This is a genomic window from Eubacterium aggregans (genome assembly GCF_900107815.1).
Taxonomy (GTDB): domain Bacteria; phylum Bacillota; class Clostridia; order Eubacteriales; family Eubacteriaceae; genus Eubacterium_O; species Eubacterium_O aggregans.
This window is the reverse complement of record NZ_FNRK01000026.1, coordinates 1-17,579: the sequence shown is the minus strand read 5'-3', so window position 1 is coordinate 17,579 and position 17,579 is coordinate 1. Positions and strand designations below refer to the sequence as shown.

17 protein-coding genes and 1 riboswitch are annotated in these 17,579 nt (G+C 50.9%); all 17 genes read right to left on the bottom strand.

All coding sequences use genetic code 11. From position 1 onward, the window contains the following. Positions 1–4: 4 nt before the first annotated feature. Complete coding sequence (locus tag BLW33_RS14525) at positions 5–1,030, bottom strand: Spx/MgsR family RNA polymerase-binding regulatory protein (protein ID WP_090309137.1); 1,026 nt, start codon at positions 1,028–1,030, stop codon at positions 5–7. 113 nt (positions 1,031–1,143) lie between these two features. Next, positions 1,144–2,736, bottom strand: coding sequence for an SH3 domain-containing protein (locus tag BLW33_RS11730; RefSeq protein ID WP_090309134.1), 1,593 nt, complete (start codon positions 2,734–2,736; stop codon positions 1,144–1,146). Between the two features lie 118 nt (positions 2,737–2,854). Continuing rightward, positions 2,855–3,694 (bottom strand): Cof-type HAD-IIB family hydrolase, encoded by an 840-nt coding sequence (locus BLW33_RS11725; RefSeq protein WP_090309131.1) that lies wholly within the window; start codon positions 3,692–3,694, stop codon positions 2,855–2,857. Between the two features lie 9 nt (positions 3,695–3,703). Beyond that, complete coding sequence (locus tag BLW33_RS11720; RefSeq protein WP_176966723.1) at positions 3,704–4,546, bottom strand: Cof-type HAD-IIB family hydrolase; 843 nt, start codon at positions 4,544–4,546, stop codon at positions 3,704–3,706. A gap of 221 nt (positions 4,547–4,767) precedes the next feature. Continuing rightward, the gene (locus tag BLW33_RS11715) at positions 4,768–5,520 is read right to left on the bottom strand and encodes a cyclase family protein (RefSeq protein WP_090309125.1); all 753 of its coding nucleotides are present in this window, start codon (positions 5,518–5,520) and stop codon (positions 4,768–4,770) included. A 73-nt stretch (positions 5,521–5,593) separates the two neighbouring features. Continuing rightward, a complete protein-coding gene (locus BLW33_RS11710) occupies positions 5,594–6,781 on the bottom strand; it encodes a MalY/PatB family protein (protein WP_090309123.1) in 1,188 nt (395 codons plus the stop codon). Then, on the bottom strand, positions 6,778–7,836 hold the full coding sequence (locus BLW33_RS11705) for a lysylphosphatidylglycerol synthase transmembrane domain-containing protein (protein WP_176966722.1): 1,059 nt from the start codon (positions 7,834–7,836) through the stop codon (positions 6,778–6,780). The genes BLW33_RS11710 and BLW33_RS11705 overlap by 4 nt, the downstream gene beginning before the upstream one ends. Positions 7,837–7,979: 143 nt before the next feature. After that, positions 7,980–9,482, bottom strand: coding sequence for an aryl-sulfate sulfotransferase (locus tag BLW33_RS11700; protein WP_090309118.1), 1,503 nt, complete (start codon positions 9,480–9,482; stop codon positions 7,980–7,982). A gap of 204 nt (positions 9,483–9,686) precedes the next feature. After that, entirely contained in the window at positions 9,687–11,033 is a 1,347-nt protein-coding gene (locus BLW33_RS11695; protein ID WP_090309115.1) for a glucose-6-phosphate isomerase, read from the bottom strand. Positions 11,034–11,170: 137 nt separating this feature from the next. Next, complete coding sequence (locus BLW33_RS11690; RefSeq protein ID WP_090309113.1) at positions 11,171–11,827, bottom strand: HAD family hydrolase; 657 nt, start codon at positions 11,825–11,827, stop codon at positions 11,171–11,173. Next, a complete protein-coding gene (gene ribH / locus BLW33_RS11685) occupies positions 11,827–12,300 on the bottom strand; it encodes a 6,7-dimethyl-8-ribityllumazine synthase (RefSeq protein WP_090309110.1) in 474 nt (157 codons plus the stop codon). The genes BLW33_RS11690 and ribH overlap by 1 nt, the downstream gene beginning before the upstream one ends. Before the next feature lie 16 nt (positions 12,301–12,316). After that, entirely contained in the window at positions 12,317–13,519 is a 1,203-nt protein-coding gene (locus BLW33_RS11680) for a bifunctional 3,4-dihydroxy-2-butanone-4-phosphate synthase/GTP cyclohydrolase II (protein WP_090309107.1), read from the bottom strand. 9 nt (positions 13,520–13,528) lie between these two features. Then, the gene (locus BLW33_RS11675; protein WP_090309105.1) at positions 13,529–14,185 is read right to left on the bottom strand and encodes a riboflavin synthase; all 657 of its coding nucleotides are present in this window, start codon (positions 14,183–14,185) and stop codon (positions 13,529–13,531) included. Continuing rightward, positions 14,167–15,270 (bottom strand): bifunctional diaminohydroxyphosphoribosylaminopyrimidine deaminase/5-amino-6-(5-phosphoribosylamino)uracil reductase RibD, encoded by a 1,104-nt coding sequence (ribD, locus tag BLW33_RS11670; protein ID WP_090309102.1) that lies wholly within the window; start codon positions 15,268–15,270, stop codon positions 14,167–14,169. The genes BLW33_RS11675 and ribD overlap by 19 nt, the downstream gene beginning before the upstream one ends. A gap of 205 nt (positions 15,271–15,475) precedes the next feature. Further along, positions 15,476–15,607, bottom strand: a riboswitch (FMN riboswitch). 66 nt (positions 15,608–15,673) lie between these two features. Next, the gene (locus BLW33_RS11665) at positions 15,674–16,105 is read right to left on the bottom strand and encodes a type II secretion system protein (protein ID WP_090309100.1); all 432 of its coding nucleotides are present in this window, start codon (positions 16,103–16,105) and stop codon (positions 15,674–15,676) included. 110 nt (positions 16,106–16,215) lie between these two features. Continuing rightward, positions 16,216–16,917, bottom strand: a complete 702-nt coding sequence (locus tag BLW33_RS11660; RefSeq protein ID WP_090309098.1) for a tetratricopeptide repeat protein — start codon at positions 16,915–16,917, stop codon at positions 16,216–16,218. 256 nt (positions 16,918–17,173) lie between these two features. Beyond that, positions 17,174–17,579, bottom strand: a 406-nt coding sequence (locus tag BLW33_RS11655) for an EF-Tu C-terminal domain-related protein (RefSeq protein WP_479723646.1), incomplete at its 5' end; no start/stop codon positions are given.

Genomic DNA, 17,579 nt, shown 5'->3' with positions numbered 1-17,579 from the left:
GCCATTAAAGACCCAGGGCCTCGGCCCACTCCTGTTCTTTAAACCCAACACAGACCTTATCCTTTAAAATCAGCTGGGGACGTTTGACAAGCATCCCATCGGTGGCCAGCCAGACGGCCATGTCCTCCGCATCCATATTAGGGACGATGTCTTTTAGCGCTAATTCCCGATAGCGCATGCCGCTGGTGTTAAAGAATCGCTTCGGCTCTCCCCCATAGCGGTCCATGAGGACTAAAATTTCTTCCTTGGTCAGGGGGTCCTCTACAATATGACGTTCGGTATAGGCCACGCCATGGTCTTCTAAAAATTTCCGGGCCTTTTTACAGGTTGAGCACCGGGGATAGCATAAGAAAACAGGTTCTTCCATGGTTAATTCCTCCCAATTATAGGTTTGCTGCATGTCTTCTGGCAGATGGCTATTATCACCGATATAGTCAATGGTGATCTTAAAATTTTCATCGAAGGTAAATTTGCTCACGGATACATTGGGGAGTACCTCCTCCTCCATAGCCTCCGGAGGGATGCCCTTGGCATAATTGAGCCAGGTCTGAATTGAAAATCCATGGGATACGGCCACGATGGTCTTTCCCTGATGCTCACGGACCAGTCCATTGATGGCCTCTGCAACCCGATTGTAAACCACTGGGCCCGGTTCACCCCCCGGTGGATTGACGGCCCCGGGATGGGCACCCATGGCCTCCATGAACTCCGGAAAGAAAACGGCGCATTCTTTCATGCTCCGCCCCTCAAGCACCCCTCCATTGATTTCTGTGAGATCAGATTCGATTTGGATATCGTAGCGGTATGCTCGGTCCCCCAGCAGGGCCTCCAGGGTTTGCTGGGCCCGGATGAGCGGGCTGCTGACGGCCACATCGATTGGAATTTCTTTAAAGTAATGGTATAATCGGTCCCCTTGGGCCAGACCCAATGCATTCAGAGGAATATCCAAGGCTCCCTGAAAACACATTTTAACATTTAAATCCGTCGTTCCGTGACGGACAAGATAAAGGGTTGTTTGTTTTTCGTCCATACAGCCTCCATTTTATGTTTTCCTTATAAGGATTATAGCATTGAGCGTTCAAAATCGCAACGCAGGACATAAAAAGAGACCGGTAAAACCGGTCTCACCGAGTGAATACAGAATCAATCCCCACCCAGATAGGTTGCCAGGATGAAGGCCGTGGTTTTATCCTCCAATTGAACCTGGTACCAGCCATCGGAGGTTTTGGCAATGGCCGTAAATTGATCCCCCATGGCCATGGTCTTGATCAGCTTGGATTCAGCGTTGGGTTGTTCCCGGACGTTCCCGGGCTTTAGAGCCGTTAGCGTCAAGGGATGATCCAGCGTTGTCAAGGTGACCCCATCCCCCAGGATAACCGTGGGCGTGGGATTAGCCGTTTGGGTTGTGGCTACGGGTGTCGGCTCGGGCGTTACTTCCGGCGTTGCCGTGGGCACTGCCGTTGGTTCTGGTGTCGCTGTTGGAGCAGCGGTGGGCTCAGGCGTCGCGGTGGGTGCTGCCGTAGGTTCTGGCGTTGCCGTTGGCACCGCGGTGGGCTCAGGCGTTGCCGTCGGAGTGGCCGTGGGTTCTGGTGTTGCGGTCGGTGTCGGTGTCGCCGTGGGGGATGGGGTGGCGGTGGGCTTTGCCTGGGGTGCTTTTGTGGCCGCAGGGGTGTCAATGGTCACATACCGGCGATCGATATAGCCATTCTGATCCTTATAGGTCACCTGGTACCAATTGGTGGTTTCCCCGGTAACAGAGACCTCGGTATTCACCGCCAGGGTATCCAGAATATCGCTGTAGGTGGTGCAATCCTTTCTGAAATGCACTTCTGAGGTAGTGTGCATTTTCTTGGCATCATAGGTCTTTAAGGACTGCTTTTCGGCCTCTAAGGTGCCATCTGCAGCATCCTTATTCGCTACAAAGTAACCCCGGGCAACGTAGGCGGTGCCATCCTCATTCTGAATTTTATACCAATGATTGGTCTCTCCAATGGCGGTTACGGCACCGCCACGTTCGATGCTTCCCAGGCTATCACTATAGACACTGGGTGTCTTGCGGATCTTGACTTCCCCAGTGGCGTATAGGGTGGTAAAGGAATCGTAGGTTTTCAGACTATTCTGTTCTGCCTGAAGTTCCTTTTGGATGGTGGTTTCCGTCTTGGTGGATTCCACGGTTTCTGCCGTACTACCCTTTAGGGCTCCGGTGAGGATGGTAAAGCTATCCACGGCATTTTCCATCTCTTGGACCAGGACTTCGTTATTGCCCTTGACCACGCCATTGACCACATAAGCTCCCTCATCCCCTTTGATGGTGTAGGATTCGGTATAGCTAACGCCACCCTTGGCATCGGTAATCTTAGCCAGGTATTTGTAAGTTTCGATTCCATTCACCTTGGTATCTGAGAAATAGCTGGTACTAAAGGTATTCCCTGTGTCGGCGTTCATCTGCCGCATCCCCGCTTCCAGATCTCCTTGGCTTTTATAAAAAGTCAGGCTGCTGAATTCTGAAACCGGAACGTAGATGATGCTGATGAGACTGTCCTCCCCTGAAGCCAACTCTGCTTCTCCGGTCTCATCGGTCATCACCTTCCATGAATCGTTAGGCATATACAATTCGACGCTCTCATCCTTGGCTTTAAACAAAACCCGGGAATCAGCACTGTTTTGGTTCTGACAGCCCGTTGTCAGGACAAGGGCCAGGGTCAGCACCAAAAAAAACGTGAGTAATTTTCGCATAAGATATCCCTTCTTATTCCTTAATTATACCTGAAACGAACGCATTTAACATTACCGCCCTTGTCTATTTCTACGCAAAAAAAGCCACTTTTAGTAAAGTGGCATAAAAAAAGTTCTTTTATGATGGCCGTTTTAGAATAAAGCGGTCTAGGGCAAGGGCCACGCCGCCATCGTCGTTGGTGGTGGTCACATAATCGGAAACCTGCTTAACCCGTTCTCCACCATTCCCCATGGCAACAGCCAAGCCGGCATATTTAAGCATCTCGATGTCATTATTGCTATCGCCAATGGCCATGACCTCATCTCCGGAGATATTGAGCCGTCCACACAGATGCTTTAGTCCGTCCCCCTTGTTGGCAGTGGGGTTATTGATTTCAAGGTTATTCTCCGCCGCACAGATGACGGTCATTTCTGTTTTTTGCCGGAGCTGTTCCGCCAGGCGGGCACGTTCCTTCTGATGCCGGAAAAAGATATTGAATTTTTCCACCGGGCTGCATAAGATACGATCAATAAAAGTATCCCGACTGGGGGCGGCATGACGGGTTTTAAAGAACATGCTCCAGTATTCCTCTTTAACATTGTAGTCCCAAATCCGTTCCAGACACCGGGCCTCGGTCCAGATTCCGCCATCAATATACGCTTCAATCATCAGATCATAATGATCTAAAATTTCCACAACTTCCTGAAGCTCTTCCCGTTTAAAAGTATTGGAGTAAAGCACCTTTTGGTTTTTCAAATCCGTCACCTGGGCACCATTGGAGGTAATGGCATGACATATTCCGGGAATATCCAGAATATCCCGTGGGACCTCATCCATTACCCTGCCGGTACACGGTACAATTTTAATACCATAGTCCATTACCGCCTGGATGGCCTGCCGGGTTTGCCCGGCCAAGCTTATATCACTATTCAGTGTTGTTCCATCCATATCTAACGCAACCAGCTTGATTTCTCCCATAGCTTCCTCCTAAGAAACCCACTCTGATAAAATGAACCGATCCATGGCATTGGCCACACCCAGAGCATCATTCGTTGTGGTAATAAAGTTTGAAATCGCCTTGATGGGCTTCGATGCATTTTCCATCGCCACGGCCAATCCTGCGTATTTAAGCATTTCCATATCGTTGTTGCTGTCCCCGATGGCCATGACATCTTGGGCCTGGAGTCCCAGATTTTTACAAAGATGGAAAAGTCCATCGCCTTTATTCGCCGTTGCTGCATTGATTTCTAAATTTGTTTCCATGGAAGTCGTCACCATGACTTCACCAGTCTTGTTCAGGGCTTTTGCCATCCGGCCTTTGATCTCGGCATCGCCGCAAAAAATATTGACCTTCTCCACACTTTGGCTTTTCAGCAAAGATTTAAAATCATCCGTAGAGTCAATAAGCTGGCAGGATTCTGCAAACAGGCTGTAATACTCCTCTGGTACACCATAGCTTCCCATGGCATCAAAGCAGCTTCGTTCCATATATGTCCGGCCTCCAATATAGACTTCCAGTAAAGCAGGATAGGCTGTGACAATTTCCAAAAGCATTGATAAGACATCTCCGTGAATTGGATTTTCGTAAATGAGAGTATTGTTTTCGCGCAGGTCGGTTACCCGAGCCCCATTGGCCGTTACCGCGTAATTTAGGCCTGGAATTTCTAAGATTTCCCGGGGCAGCTGGGCAAAAACCCGTCCAGTACAAGGTACCACATGAACGCCAGCATCAATGGCACGAACGATGGCCTCGCGCGTTTCTGGTGCTAAGCGGATATTGCTGTCCAAAGTCGTCCCGTCCATGTCCAGCGCGACCAGTTTTATTCCCATGCTTTCTCCTCCATTTTTACATATGTTTACATCGTTGCACTTATTTTCATACATATTGTAACATGATGGAAACTGGATTTAAAGGGGTTGTGGAAAAATTACCCTTGTTTCTTTTTGAATCCTTTCAAGGCTAAGAAATTCACATCACAGCAAAGGGGGACGTCAATCATCAACCCTCACATTGTTGACAATCGACATCCCCCTTTTTTAGTGGATACCCTTTATTCTGTTACCGCCCATACCCGGGCTGGCAGCCCTGTCGCCCCTTCAATCCGGGGATAGGACACAATAAGAACCGCCCCGGCGGGCTTCACCACGTCCAGGTTTTTCAGCAGCTCCACCTGGAGCTTTTCCTGGTCCAAAACATAGCGTTCACAAATCAAGTCCCCAGCCGCTGCCGCCACCGCCGAGGAATCCGTATCCAGGGTCTCATGCCCATTGGCCGCTGCCTTTCGGACCTCGTAAATATACTTTAAGGCCTCCATGGACCAGCCTGGGAAATTTTCACTGCCATCCTCTGCCAAACCAGACAGGGCATCCATATCCGGCCACCGTTTATACCAATCCGTACGCAGGGCGACAAAGGCACCCTCGGGAATGGCCCCAAATTCCTCCTCGTAGGCTTTAATATCCTCCACCGTCACGGCGTAGCTGTTATTTTCCTTGGACTGGGCGGTAATATCCACCACGCACAGGGGGAAGACCAGATCGCCCACGCCATAGGCCTCGGACTTATCCTTCCCCTTGATGAAATGTGCCGGGAAATCAATGTGGGTTCCAAATTGCCCTGGAAATTTAAAGGTCTGAATCTGGCATTCCAAATCCGGGTGTCCCCAGTCAAAGCAGGTTTTAGCTAACTCCACGGCCCCCTCTGGGATTCCCCCCCAAAAGGGGCTGTCATTATTGAGAGAATGGGATAATTCAATCCATTTAAAACTCTTTGCGGACTCCAATGCCTTCCATAATGTGTACATCGTAATACCTCCCTTTACCTTTTTCTGCATTTTACAGCATATTCCATATTATGTCAATATGCTTTGTATGTTTTCATTCCAACACGCTCTTTATCCGCCAGAGAGCTTCTTCTAGTGTCTGGCGTGTACAGCCCACGTTCAGCCGTAAAAACCCTTCTCCCCCTTGGCCAAACCAAGGACCGGCATTACCAATGACCCCGGCCTCACCCATGATTTTCTCACGGATGGCCCGGTCGTTAAACCCGGTTCCTCTAAAATCCAGCCAGCACAGGTAGGTTCCCTCGGGCCGCTTCATGGTAACTCCTGGAAGCTTCTTTTCCACAAACTCCCCTAAAACCGTAACATTGCCCTCCAAATAATGAAGGAGCTTCAGCATCCAGGTTTCTCCCGCCTCGGAATAGGCGGCAGTCAGGGCTGCCAACCCAAAGGTGTTTTCAATTTCCAGGGTCAGGGCCCGCTGCTCTGCTATAAACGCCCGACGCTTATCCCCCTTTGGAATGATGGCGTAGGCCACCGTCAGCCCCGGAATATTAAAGGTCTTTCCCGGTCCGGAGAGATAGATAAAAGCATCCTCATATTTCGGGCTAAGGGCCATCAAATTATAATGGGTGTGCCCGGGATAAATGAGATCCGAATGGATTTCATCAGTGACCACCAGCACATTATTTTCCAGACAAATATCCGCCAATGCCCGAAGCTCTTCCGGGTGCCATACCCGCCCCACCGGATTGTGGGGGCTGCACAAAATGAGCATTTTAGTCCGGGGATCTGCCGTCTGCTGCCGAAGGGCCTCCAAGTCCATGGTGTAGTACCCTGCACCATCGGATACAAGGGCATTATTCACTACCCGGCGGCCGCTGCCCGTTACAATATCCGAAAAGGGCCGATACACTGGCTGCTGGACAATCACCCCATCCCCAGGCTCGGTAAAGGCACGAATAGCGATATTGATGGCAGATACCACCGTGGGGGTCATCTGGACCCATTCTGGATCAACCCTCCAGCCAAATCGGCGCCCCTGCCACCAGGTAACTGCCTTTAGGCAGGGGGTGGTGGGATGGCAATAACCAAAGATACCGTGGGCCAAGCGTTCTTCCAGTGCCGCCATTATGGGTGGCGCACTTTTAAAATCCATATCCGCCACCCATAATGGCAGCATATTATCGTCTACTCTTGCTTTAATGTTTTGAGATACCACCTCTGGGCACCATTTGATATCCCCGGATTTCCGGCGATCGATTTTTTCATTAAACTCTGTCATCTCTGTCTCCTTTTATTTTTTCTGCCCTTGCGCTTTCGTTCCTTATTCAGGGTAAAAATCCCCACATAAATTCCCCCAAGGATAAGGATAAGGTAGAAGGTGATAAACCGCCAAATAATCATAGCCACCGGTGTCCCTGCTCCAAAGACCGATCCAAACATCATTAGAAACACCGCTTCCGCTCCTCCGGCACTCCCTGGTGTGGGAATAAAAGCCACCGAAACGTAAAGCAAGGCCTGCCTGAGGATAAAGAAACTAATGGGCAGCCCCGACATCCCCAGGGCCCGGTAAATCCAGTAGGTCACTGAAAAATAAATGATCATTTGAATAATGGACAGGAGGGTCAACACCACCGCCTCCCCCATGTTCTTCTTCATGGCTTCGATACCCACCTGATATTGCTGGAAGAAACCCGAAACACGCCCCTTCCATCGCTCTTTATTTTTAATAATCCCTACGTGTTCAAAAAAAACAATACATCGTTGGGCTAGGGATTCCGTAGCCACGGCATTCACCAGGAGAAATAACATCACAACAACCATCCCCCCATTGATGATCAGTCCGATGATAACCATCACCCCATCCGGACCCCAGCCGGAAATCAAATGAGAGGCAAAAAAAGCCGCAATTCCGGCGATGGCGGTCACCGCCACCTCGTACAGCACGTATTTCTGCATCAACACAGCCGTCCCCGTCCCCACGGAGTATCCCCGCTGGCTCATCTCGTACAATTGCATGGGCTGTCCACCGGAAGAGGTAGGATCGATGTTGTTATAAAACTGCCCCACCACCGCCAGGGTAAAGGAAAAGCCCGCCGTCTCCCTGGGGTGGTTATGGCGCATCAGCCGCATGAGCATATAAGCCTCCAGGGCCACATAAACAGCAACGGCGAGAATGGCCATAGCCAAATACAAGGGCTTAGATTGCTTTAAAATCTCTAAAAGCTCCCGGGGTGTGGTCCATTGCCTCAACACAAAAAAAGTAATGAGCAGCACAACCAACAAAATGATGTAATTTCCCCACTCTTTTAAAAAACGCTTTATCGATGCTCCCATTATGCTTCCTTTCTCATCCCAATAAAATGATTTTTTTGGAATTTTTATTATAATACAGGAATCTTTAAATCCAATGGGGGTTTGGATACACAAAGGCCCCCGCACCACCTTCATGGGCGAGGACCTTCATCCATATGTTGTTATTATTTTTTTTCCGCCTTGGAGAAGTTGACCCGGAAGGTGTATTGTCCATTGGGGTAAAGAACCTCGAGGCCCTTCTTCCCTTCTGTTTTATTATACTCGGTAATGGCCGCCCGGCCGGACTTATTCACACCCCAGCCGATGGTGTAAATCTCCTGATCCCCACCGGTCATTTGGGCACTGCCGTATTTTGTCACGCTCTTATCCCCAAAGGGGTATTCCTTAACGGCGGTCACCGCCTTTGTCTTTTCATCCAGGGTATAGGTGATGGCACGACTGCCTTCCATCACGGTGATACTGCCATCGGCATTAATGGTGGCATCGGTCTGGGATTTAAACTTCTGGGTATCAGACAGACCAAATTGGTCCCCATTTCCCCCGAGAATCCACATAATTTTGCCATCCTCCCGATTGATTTTGACCAACATATCGGCATTTTTAAAGGAGAGGATGAGGTTGTTGTCCGAGGGGTCCAACAACAGAGCATTAAGATGAAGATAATCCTGAACCTCTGCACTGCTGTAATTATTGCCGGCAGTGGATAGGGCGTACAGCTCCGGATGATCCGTACTCCACCATTCAAAGACAACCTGGTTATCCTTGACTTCCTGAACAATGGCTGCGGCCACCCGGGTACCTTCCGTTCCGGGACCCAGGGCCGCCGGAATATTATCCACCCGGGCTACTTCGTAGCTTTCACTGATATAATGGGTATCCCCCAGAAGGACGAAGCCATGGCCATCCACTGGCTGACCTGGTACCTTATCATCATTAGTCACATCCTTATAAAGCCGGGTAAATCCACCGGTTTTATTGGCCATGATTTCAAATTTCTCGTTCATCACCACTGTTTTTCCCGGGAAATAATCACTGATGCCATAGGTATCCACATCTGGGTCTACCAGCTGATAGGTATAACGGATATCCCCGTTTTCCAGGGTCTGCTTCTGAAGATTGGTGAAAATCTGCCCCTTGGCCTGATCCTTGGAAAGAGCCATATACCAGGTGATATTGCCATTGCCGTCCAGCTTATACATCACCGGACTGTCCGCATCCGTCACAAAGTATTCACCCCCGGATTGGCTTGTCCCGCTGACTTGCATTTCCGGCAGCAGAGAAGACTTCGTCCGAAAATAAATGGTCCGGTTATCCTTACTGGTTTCCACCGTCACCCTCAGACGATAATTATCCGAAATCTTAGACAAGCCCACCTTGGCCTTCCGACCCGTTTGCAGGGTGACCCCTTCCACCTTGATGGACGCTCCGGCATCATTTTCCAAGATAAAGACATTGTCCCGCTCTGTGGTTAAACAGGGGACATCGTAAACCGCCTGATCGTCATTTAAGGGAATAATCACGCTCTGTCCATTGACATTCAGATTCAGGGCACGGTCTTTCAGCAGGGTCACGTCCCGGCCTGAATAAGCCAGGGCAAAGCTGACCAGCAGAATGAGGACCAGTGCAAAAATCCCTACACCGATAAGTATTTTCGTATTTTTATTCATTAAGTGCTTCCTCCAGATTATTTTCAAGTTTAGAAACCTTTAAATTACCTTGGAATAGTCTACCATATTTTTGAAAAATGAACAAGGGACAATTGTGGTTCTCAGAAAGCGGTAAGCTTTACAAAGAAAAAACAGCTTACAACCGGTTACGGCTGCGCGCTGTTTCTCTATAAAAATATTGTTTTTTATTCCCAAAAGAATGGGCTATAGCCGCTTCAGCAACGCTTCCCGTTCATCCTCGTAGCCAGGTTTACCCAAAAGGGCAAACATATTACGTTTATAATCTTCTACCCCGGGCTGGTTAAAGGGATTAACCCCAAGGATATAGCCGCTTACGCCACAGGCAAATTCAAAGAAGTAGAACAGCTGCCCCAGGGCGTAGGCGCTCTGGTCTGGCAGGGTCACCATCAGGTTGGGGGTGCTGCCGTCGGTATGGGCCAGCATGGTCCCCAGCATGGCGTTGCGGTTGACAAAATCCAAATCCTTTCCGGCCAGATAATTCAGGCCATCCAGATCCTCTTCTTCGGCTTCAATAACCACCGTGGACTTGGTTTCCTCCACATTCAGCACCGTTTCAAACATCATCCGGGCCCCATCCTGGATAAACTGTCCCAGGGAATGGAGGTCTGTGGACAGGTCATAGGCCGCCGGGAAGATTCCCTTTTGATCCTTGCCTTCGCTTTCGCCATAGAGTTGCTTCCACCACTCTGCTACGCTGTGGAGGCTGGGCTGGTAATTGGCCAGGATTTCCATGCTCTTTCCCTTGCGCAGGAAGATGTTTCGCAGGGCGGCGTACTGCATGGAGGGGTTTTCTTCAAAGTCCTTCTCTAAGGCAATGGCTCGCATATCCGCAGCCCCCTGCATCAGTGCAGCGATATCGCCGCCGGCCGCAGCGATGGGTAACAGCCCCACCGGGGTCAGCACCGTAAACCGGCCGCCCACATCGTCGGGAATGACGAAGGTTTCGTAGCCCTCGGCATCGGCTAAGCCCTTGAGGGCCCCACGGGCCTTATCCGTGGTGGCGTAAATCCGCTTGGCGGCTGCTTCTGCACCATATTTTTCAATGAGTTTTTTCTTAAAAATCCGGAAGGCGATGGCCGGCTCCGTGGTGGTTCCGGATTTCGAGATGACATTAACAGAGAAATCCCGGTCTCCAATGACGTCTATGAGATCATTCAGATACGCTCCGCTGATATTATTCCCGGCAAAGTATACCTCCACACCCCCACGGGTGGCGGCGTCGACCTTGTTGTAAAAATTATGTCCCAGAAATTCGATGGCGGCACGGCTGCCCAGATAGGAGCCACCAATTCCAATGACTACCAGAACCTCAGAGTCGCCCTTAATCTTATCCGCGGCTGCTTTCACCCGGTCAAACTCTGCCTTATCGTAGTCCACAGGCAAATCAATCCAGCCGAGGAAATCATTCCCGGCACCGGTTTTTGCCACCAGCTCTTTCTGGGCATTTTCTGCCAACCGCTTCATGAGAGCAACCTCGTGGTCCCGCACGAATCCAGCTGCCTTCGAATAGTCAAAGCTTACATTTTTCATCGTAATTCCTCCATGTTTTTTTCCCCTGCTCTTATATGGATTATACCTTAATCACAAGGGTGGTGCAACTGGAAAGACTCGTCCTGTTCGATCTTTTAGAAAACCTTTTCGTCAATCTTCAAAACATCAATTTATTTTCATTCCAACAATTTCCTAAGGGCCTCCATAATCTCATCAGGGTGGTTCACCACTATATTGGCACCAGAGAGCTCTTCCACACGCCCATAGCCATAGCCGCATCCAATGGCGGCCAGACTATGGACCCGCGCGATGGCCATATCCACGTCCCGGTCCCCAATAACGATAAACCCATCACCTATGGTCTCGGCAATATAGGCGTAAATCCCTACCTTTGAGGCCCCGCCATAATCCTCGGTGCAGTAATACCCCGAAAAAAAGCGATCCATCTGGAAAACCCGGCGATGAAGCTCCTGATAATAGTGCCGGCAATTGCTTAAGAATACCAAGGTATGCCCCTGGGCTTTCAGGGTGGCCAACATGGCCTCTGCCCCGGGGTACCATCGGGCCCCGCCCCCTTGGATAATAGCCGTCATTTCCTCACCCAGCTGCCGGCTGTAGGCCAAGCGCTTCTCCTGGGGCATGGTCGGCATAAAGGTCCGCCACATTTCTTCGGCGCTATACCCCAGCCATTGGCTGATTTCAGCATCCCCATACTGCCGGGGCTCCGCCCACCCCTCTGCCACGAGCCTGCCGTAAATTTTTCGGAAAGCCCGGGCGTACACCACCAGGGCATCGTTAATGGTGCCGTCGTAGTCAAAGAGCAGCCGGGCCATTAGCCGATGCGTTTGCCGAGATTGATCATCTCGATGGCGCCCAGGGCACAGTCGTAGCCCTTGTTCCCCACCTTCGTACCAGCCCGTTCGATGGCCTGTTCAATATTTTCGGTGGTGATGACGCCAAACATCACTGGGATATCGCTTTTCAGGGAAACCGTAGCGATGCCCTTGGATACCTCGTTGCACACATAATCGTAGTGGCTGGTGGCACCACGGATCACTGCTCCCAGGCAGATGACTGCATCATAGCGACCGGTTCCCACCATCTTCTGGGCGATGAGGGGGATTTCAAAGGCCCCGGGAACCCAGGCCACATCGATATTTTCCTCAGATACATCGTGACGGACCAGGCCATCCACAGCCCCGGAGAGCAAGCGGGACACGATGAATTCATTGAACCGGGCGGCCACGATGCCAATCCGTACATCCTTTGCCGCAATCATTTTACCTTCTAATACATTATAAGCCATTTGTTCATCCTCCATTTTAATAGTGTGTGCAGTGGTTCATTTTTTCTTGCTTCGTCTTGAGATAGAAGCCATCATGGGTGGTTTCAGGCATTTCGATGGATACCCGTTTTTCAATCTCCAGGCCAAAATCTGAAAGCCCTTCGATTTTAGTGGGGTTATTGGTCAGAAGTTCCAGGGATTTTGCCCCCAGATGCCTTAGAATCTGCGCCCCAATGTAATACTCCCGGAGATCCGGGGCAAAGCCCAAAGCCACATTGGCCTCCACGGTATCCATCCCCTGGTCCTGGAGTTCGTAGGCCCGAAGCTTATTAATCAGCCCGATACCCCGGCCCTCCTGGCGCATATACAGAAGAATCCCCCGGCCCTCAGCCTCAATCTGGGTCATGGCGGCGGCAAACTGCTGGCCGCAATCACATTTAATGGAGCCAAAGGCATCCCCGGTGAGACATTCAGAATGGACCCGGCAAAGGAGATGCCTGCCGTCGCCGATGTCCCCCTTTACCAGGGCCACATGGTGCTCCCCATTTAAGCGGTTAACAAAGCCATGGGCCATAAAATCACCATAGCGGGTGGGCAGCTTAGTCACCGCCACCTCCTCCACCAGGGTATCGTGGATTTTACGGTATTTTTGTAAGTCTGCAATGGTGATAAAGGTGATCCCGTACTCCCTGGCCAGTGCCATCAGCTCTGGCGTCCGCATCATCTCTCCATCGTCAGCCATGATTTCACAGCACAACCCACAGGGCTCTACCCCCGCCAGCTTCATCAGATCCACCGTCGCTTCGGTGTGCCCGTTCCGCTCCAGTACGCCACCGGCCTTGGCCACCAATGGGAACATATGCCCCGGCCGTCTGAAATCCTCGGGGCGGACCCCCTCTTCCACGCATTTCATGGCCGTGAGAGACCGCTCCACCGCAGAGATCCCGGTGGTGGTATCCACATGGTCGATGGAGACGGTGAATGCCGTTTCGTGATTATCGGTGTTATCTGCCACCATCTGGGGCAGCCGCAGCTTGGCCGCCAGACTGGCCTCCATGGGCATACAGATCAGCCCCCGGCCCAATCGTGCCATAAAATTAATATTCTCCGTGGTGGCTGCCGCCGCAGAGCACACAAAGTCCCCTTCGTTCTCCCGGCCCTCGTCATCTGTTACCAGCACAATTTTACCCTGTCGGATATCCTTTAGTGCTTCTTCAATGGTGTTAAATTGAAATGTCATACATCCTCCTTAAAATCCTAATTCTGCCAGCTTTGCCACCGTGAGGCCTTCCCCTTTTTCAGGGGAGACCTCCACCGGACCCAGGCCCATTAACTTTTCCACGTATTTCCCGATAACATCATTCTCAATATTGACCACATCCCCGGGGCCTTTTTTCCCCAGGACGGTTTCATCCAGGGTATGGGGGATGATGGACACCCCAAAGCTATCGGTCCCCACGGTGGCCACCGTCAGGCTGATGCCATCAATGGCAATACTACCCTTAGCCACAATATAACGCAGCACCTCCCTGGAGGTGGTGATGTGGTACCACATGGCATTATCCTCCTGGACCTTCCTCGTAATGGTCCCGGTCCCGTCAATATGCCCTGAGACAATATGTCCCCCAAAGCGGCCATCGGCGGCCATGGCCCGTTCCAGATTGACGGAACTGCCCACCTTCAGGCTTCCCAGGGCACTGCGCCGCAGGGATTCGGCCATGACATCAGCGGTGTACGTTCGATGCCCCAGGCTGCGGACCGTCAGGCACACCCCATTGGTGGCCACGCTATCCCCAATCTTTAAATCCGAAAAGATTTTATCGCCGGTAAAGGTCAATGCCGAGGAACGGCTTCCCCGCTCAATGGCTACCACCTTCCCCATTTCTTCTACAATGCCTGTAAACATGTCATCCTCCAATCGATAACCAAATCCCCGCCGATCCGGTGAACATCCATTAATTCCAGGGGAACCGCAAGATCCGGTACTGCCACGCCCAGGCCCCCTACGGGTCCCGGTGCCTTTTTTCCACCGAAAATTTTAGGGGCCAAATAACACCGAATGATACTGACGATGCCCGCCCCCAGGGCACTGGCATTAAGGGTAGCACCCCCTTCTAAAAGGATACTGTCCACGCCCCGATCACCCAAAATTGTCATCAGGGCCTTTAAACTGACCTCTCCGGCATCGTCTTTTTCCACCGATAATACCTCGCAGCCCGCCCCTTCCAATGCCTTTACCTTCTCCGCCGGACCCTCCACCATGGCAATGACGGTGGGGACTGATGCCGCAGTGGTGACGATTTGGCTGTCCATGGGAATGCGCAGCCGGCTGTCACAGATAATCCGCAGAGGATTGCGTCCCCCCGGCTGTCTGCAGGTCAGGGCCGGGTCATCGGCCAGCACTGTTCCGATGCCCACCATAATCCCCGCCAGCTCACACCGCAGGGCCTGGGTCTCCTCCCGGGATGCCTCTCCGCTGACCCACCGGGAAGCACCGCTTTCTGTGGCAATCTTGCCATCTGCCGTCATGGCGTATTTCATGAGCACATAGGGCCGTTTGGTGGTAATGTAGTGGAAGAAGGGACGATAAAAGGCATCACATCGTTCTCCCAAAACACCGGTCTCCACCGCAATACCCGCCTCCCGCAGCACGGCGATGCCCCCACCGGCCACCTTTGGGTTGGGGTCCAGGCTGCCTACGACGACCCGGGCGATTCCCTTTTCTAAAATAATCTGGGTACAGGGTGGGGTTTTGCCGGTGTGGCAGCAAGGCTCCAAGGTGACATACAAGGTGGCGCCACACACCTCCTCTCCACAATCCTTCAGGGCCATACGCTCGGCGTGGTCCCCCCCATAGGATGCGTGGTACCCCGTTGATACCACCCTACCATCCTTCACAACGATGGCTCCCACCATGGGGTTGGGATTCACCCACCCCATTCCTTTCTTTGCTTCTTCGATGGCCATGGCCATATAGTCTCGATCTGTCATTTTCCCACCTCCTGAATCGATTCACGCGTTCCGGTGCTCTGCACCGACACGCCTTCACGGCTGTGCCGTGTCAATCAAAATGCAGAAAAACCCTCTTAAAAACAAGCTTTTAAAAGGGCTTTTCTGCATTCTGATTCATACTTCTGTTCGCTTATGCGTAAAAAAGCCCTGGAATAAAATATTCCAGGGCACTATAAACACGAATCATTTTCTTCTTTCATCTGAACTTCATCGACTGCTCGATGTTATCATCGGTTTTGGAATTACACCAAATCATGCCTTTCGGCTCGCGGACTATACCGCCGGTCGGGATTCTCACCCTGCCCTGAAGAGTATTAAGTTGTTTTTTATTATAGCATTAAACAAAAGGGTGTCAAGGAGCAAAATTATATTTTTTAATCTCCTATTGTTTTGTGATGGTCACTTTTCCTGTCTCATCCTTGTAATAATGGTAAACGGAATCCCCGCTTTTATAGTAAATCCCCATAATATTACCCATTATTGCAATCCCCTGGACATCCTCCCAGTGCACATCCCCACCAAGCAATGATCGAACCTTTTCCTGAAAAGCTTTGTCCCAGGGCTCTGCGGATTCATACCGTGGTGTATAGATTACCTGATCCTCAGGTTTGAGGCGATAGGTGGCATAAATCTCTGTATAAGCACTCTGACAAGCCAAGGCCACCTCACGGATTTCCGTATAGGCTTGTTTTTCTCGGGCTTCTTTCACAAATCCTAGCATCGCCGGAATGGTAAAGGCCGCTATAATCCCCAAAATAGCCAATACAACCACAATTTCCACTAAGGTAAACCCATACCATAACCCCTCTGAAATTTAAAACTCCCGTTATCCGCCACAACAGCGTCCTCCTATTTCCTTAATTACAAATAGGATAGGGCTCTTTCCTTTATTTTTAAGCAGTATTTATGGCGCTAAAGGAAGATTTATGTATACTGAACCGCTGGATCTTGGGGAATCCAAGTCTGCAGTAAGGACAAGGCCTTTCGGATATCTTGCTCGATTTCTGGCAGGGAAAGATGGGCATAGGGATCTCCCTGACTTAGGAGGTAAAAACAGCCTTCCTGGGCCTGATGAAGCCATTTAAGGGCATCCAGAGCCGTAACACCATTATCCCCAGCCATCAAAACGCAATGTCCAATGCGAAAACAAATATTGGGGTACTCTGCCGTTTCCGGTGTAATCCGGACAATGGCCTGTCGATAATAGGACAACGCCTTCTCCTGATCTGCCGCCACATATAGGCCATCCCGATACATATCTCCCAGCTTGTACAGGGCACAATGATTCCCCTCAGCCCCTGATTTAGAAAAATAATAAAAGGCCTTTTCATAATCCACAGGGATGGCCCGGCCATAATAATGGCAATAACCTAAATAGTTGAGGGCCCATTCTGACCCCAAATCCGCCGCCTGCTCAAAGTAATGCCTTGCCGTGGTATAATCCTGGCTGACGGTAAAACCTTCGTAGTAAAGCCGTCCAAGGGCCAAGGTAGCCGCTGCATCCCCCTCTTTGGCTCCTTGAACACATAATTGCCTTAGGGTTTCCTTTTCCGCATCAGCCATGCTCAGTCGGTTGCTCTGGTTTAACAAAGAATCAATGACTTGCCGACGTGTTTTCTTATCCATAGCTTCTCCTATGAAAAAGAGCCCACTCGCGCGGAGCAGGCTCTTTTATAATGTTTACAAATGAGTCTCGAATCTTTTTATCTTGATAAAAGAAGATTCTCACGTCATTTGCATTCGCTTCGTTATCGCGGCCTACTCCCTAACACTGCGCAGTTCTGACGCACCGAAGGTGCACATTACTGCACGTGATCCCCTCAGGGAAACGTTCGTAGATCAGGCCACTCCCGATTTTCTGCGAAAACCGGACTCAGCGTCATTAGTCAGTGATGATTTTCGCAACGGCTCCGGAACCAACGGTACGGCCGCCTTCACGGATAGCGAAGCGGAGACCTTCTTCGATGGCGATGGGGGTGATGAGGGTGACTTCCATTTCAACGTGATCCCCAGGCATAACCATTTCGACGCCTTCTGGCAGTTTGATGTTACCGGTCACGTCGGTTGTTCTGAAGTAGAACTGCGGACGGTAGCCGTCGAAGAATGGCGTATGACGCCCACCTTCGTCTTTGGTCAGAACATAGACCTGAGCCATGAAGTGGGTGTGGGGGTTGATGGAACCGGGCTTTGCCAGAACCTGGCCACGTTCGATCTGAGTCCGGTCAATCCCACGGAGGAGTGCCCCGATGTTGTCGCCGCAACGACCTTCGTCGAGGAGCTTACGGAAC

Excerpts from the sequence above, each read along its gene's own strand:
- BLW33_RS11675 (WP_090309105.1), bottom strand. The coding sequence starts at position 14,185 with ATGTTTACAGGCATTGTAGAAGAAATGGGGAAGGTGGTAGCCATTGAG.
- BLW33_RS14525 (WP_090309137.1), bottom strand. The coding sequence starts at position 1,030 with ATGGACGAAAAACAAACAACCCTTTATCTTGTCCGTCACGGAACGACG.
- BLW33_RS11710 (WP_090309123.1), bottom strand. The coding sequence starts at position 6,781 with ATGACAGAGTTTAATGAAAAAATCGATCGCCGGAAATCCGGGGATATC.
- BLW33_RS11725 (WP_090309131.1), bottom strand. The coding sequence starts at position 3,694 with ATGGGAGAAATCAAGCTGGTTGCGTTAGATATGGATGGAACAACACTG.
- ribD (WP_090309102.1), bottom strand. The coding sequence starts at position 15,270 with ATGACAGATCGAGACTATATGGCCATGGCCATCGAAGAAGCAAAGAAA.
- BLW33_RS11700 (WP_090309118.1), bottom strand. The coding sequence starts at position 9,482 with ATGAATAAAAATACGAAAATACTTATCGGTGTAGGGATTTTTGCACTG.
- BLW33_RS11690 (WP_090309113.1), bottom strand. The coding sequence starts at position 11,827 with ATGGCCCGGCTGCTCTTTGACTACGACGGCACCATTAACGATGCCCTG.
- BLW33_RS11705 (WP_176966722.1), bottom strand. The coding sequence starts at position 7,836 with ATGGGAGCATCGATAAAGCGTTTTTTAAAAGAGTGGGGAAATTACATC.
- BLW33_RS11680 (WP_090309107.1), bottom strand. The coding sequence starts at position 13,519 with ATGACATTTCAATTTAACACCATTGAAGAAGCACTAAAGGATATCCGA.
- BLW33_RS11695 (WP_090309115.1), bottom strand. The coding sequence starts at position 11,033 with ATGAAAAATGTAAGCTTTGACTATTCGAAGGCAGCTGGATTCGTGCGG.
- BLW33_RS11660 (WP_090309098.1), bottom strand. The coding sequence starts at position 16,917 with ATGGATAAGAAAACACGTCGGCAAGTCATTGATTCTTTGTTAAACCAG.
- ribH (WP_090309110.1), bottom strand. The coding sequence starts at position 12,300 with ATGGCTTATAATGTATTAGAAGGTAAAATGATTGCGGCAAAGGATGTA.
- BLW33_RS11730 (WP_090309134.1), bottom strand. The coding sequence starts at position 2,736 with ATGCGAAAATTACTCACGTTTTTTTTGGTGCTGACCCTGGCCCTTGTC.
- BLW33_RS11720 (WP_176966723.1), bottom strand. The coding sequence starts at position 4,546 with ATGGGAATAAAACTGGTCGCGCTGGACATGGACGGGACGACTTTGGAC.
- BLW33_RS11715 (WP_090309125.1), bottom strand. The coding sequence starts at position 5,520 with ATGTACACATTATGGAAGGCATTGGAGTCCGCAAAGAGTTTTAAATGG.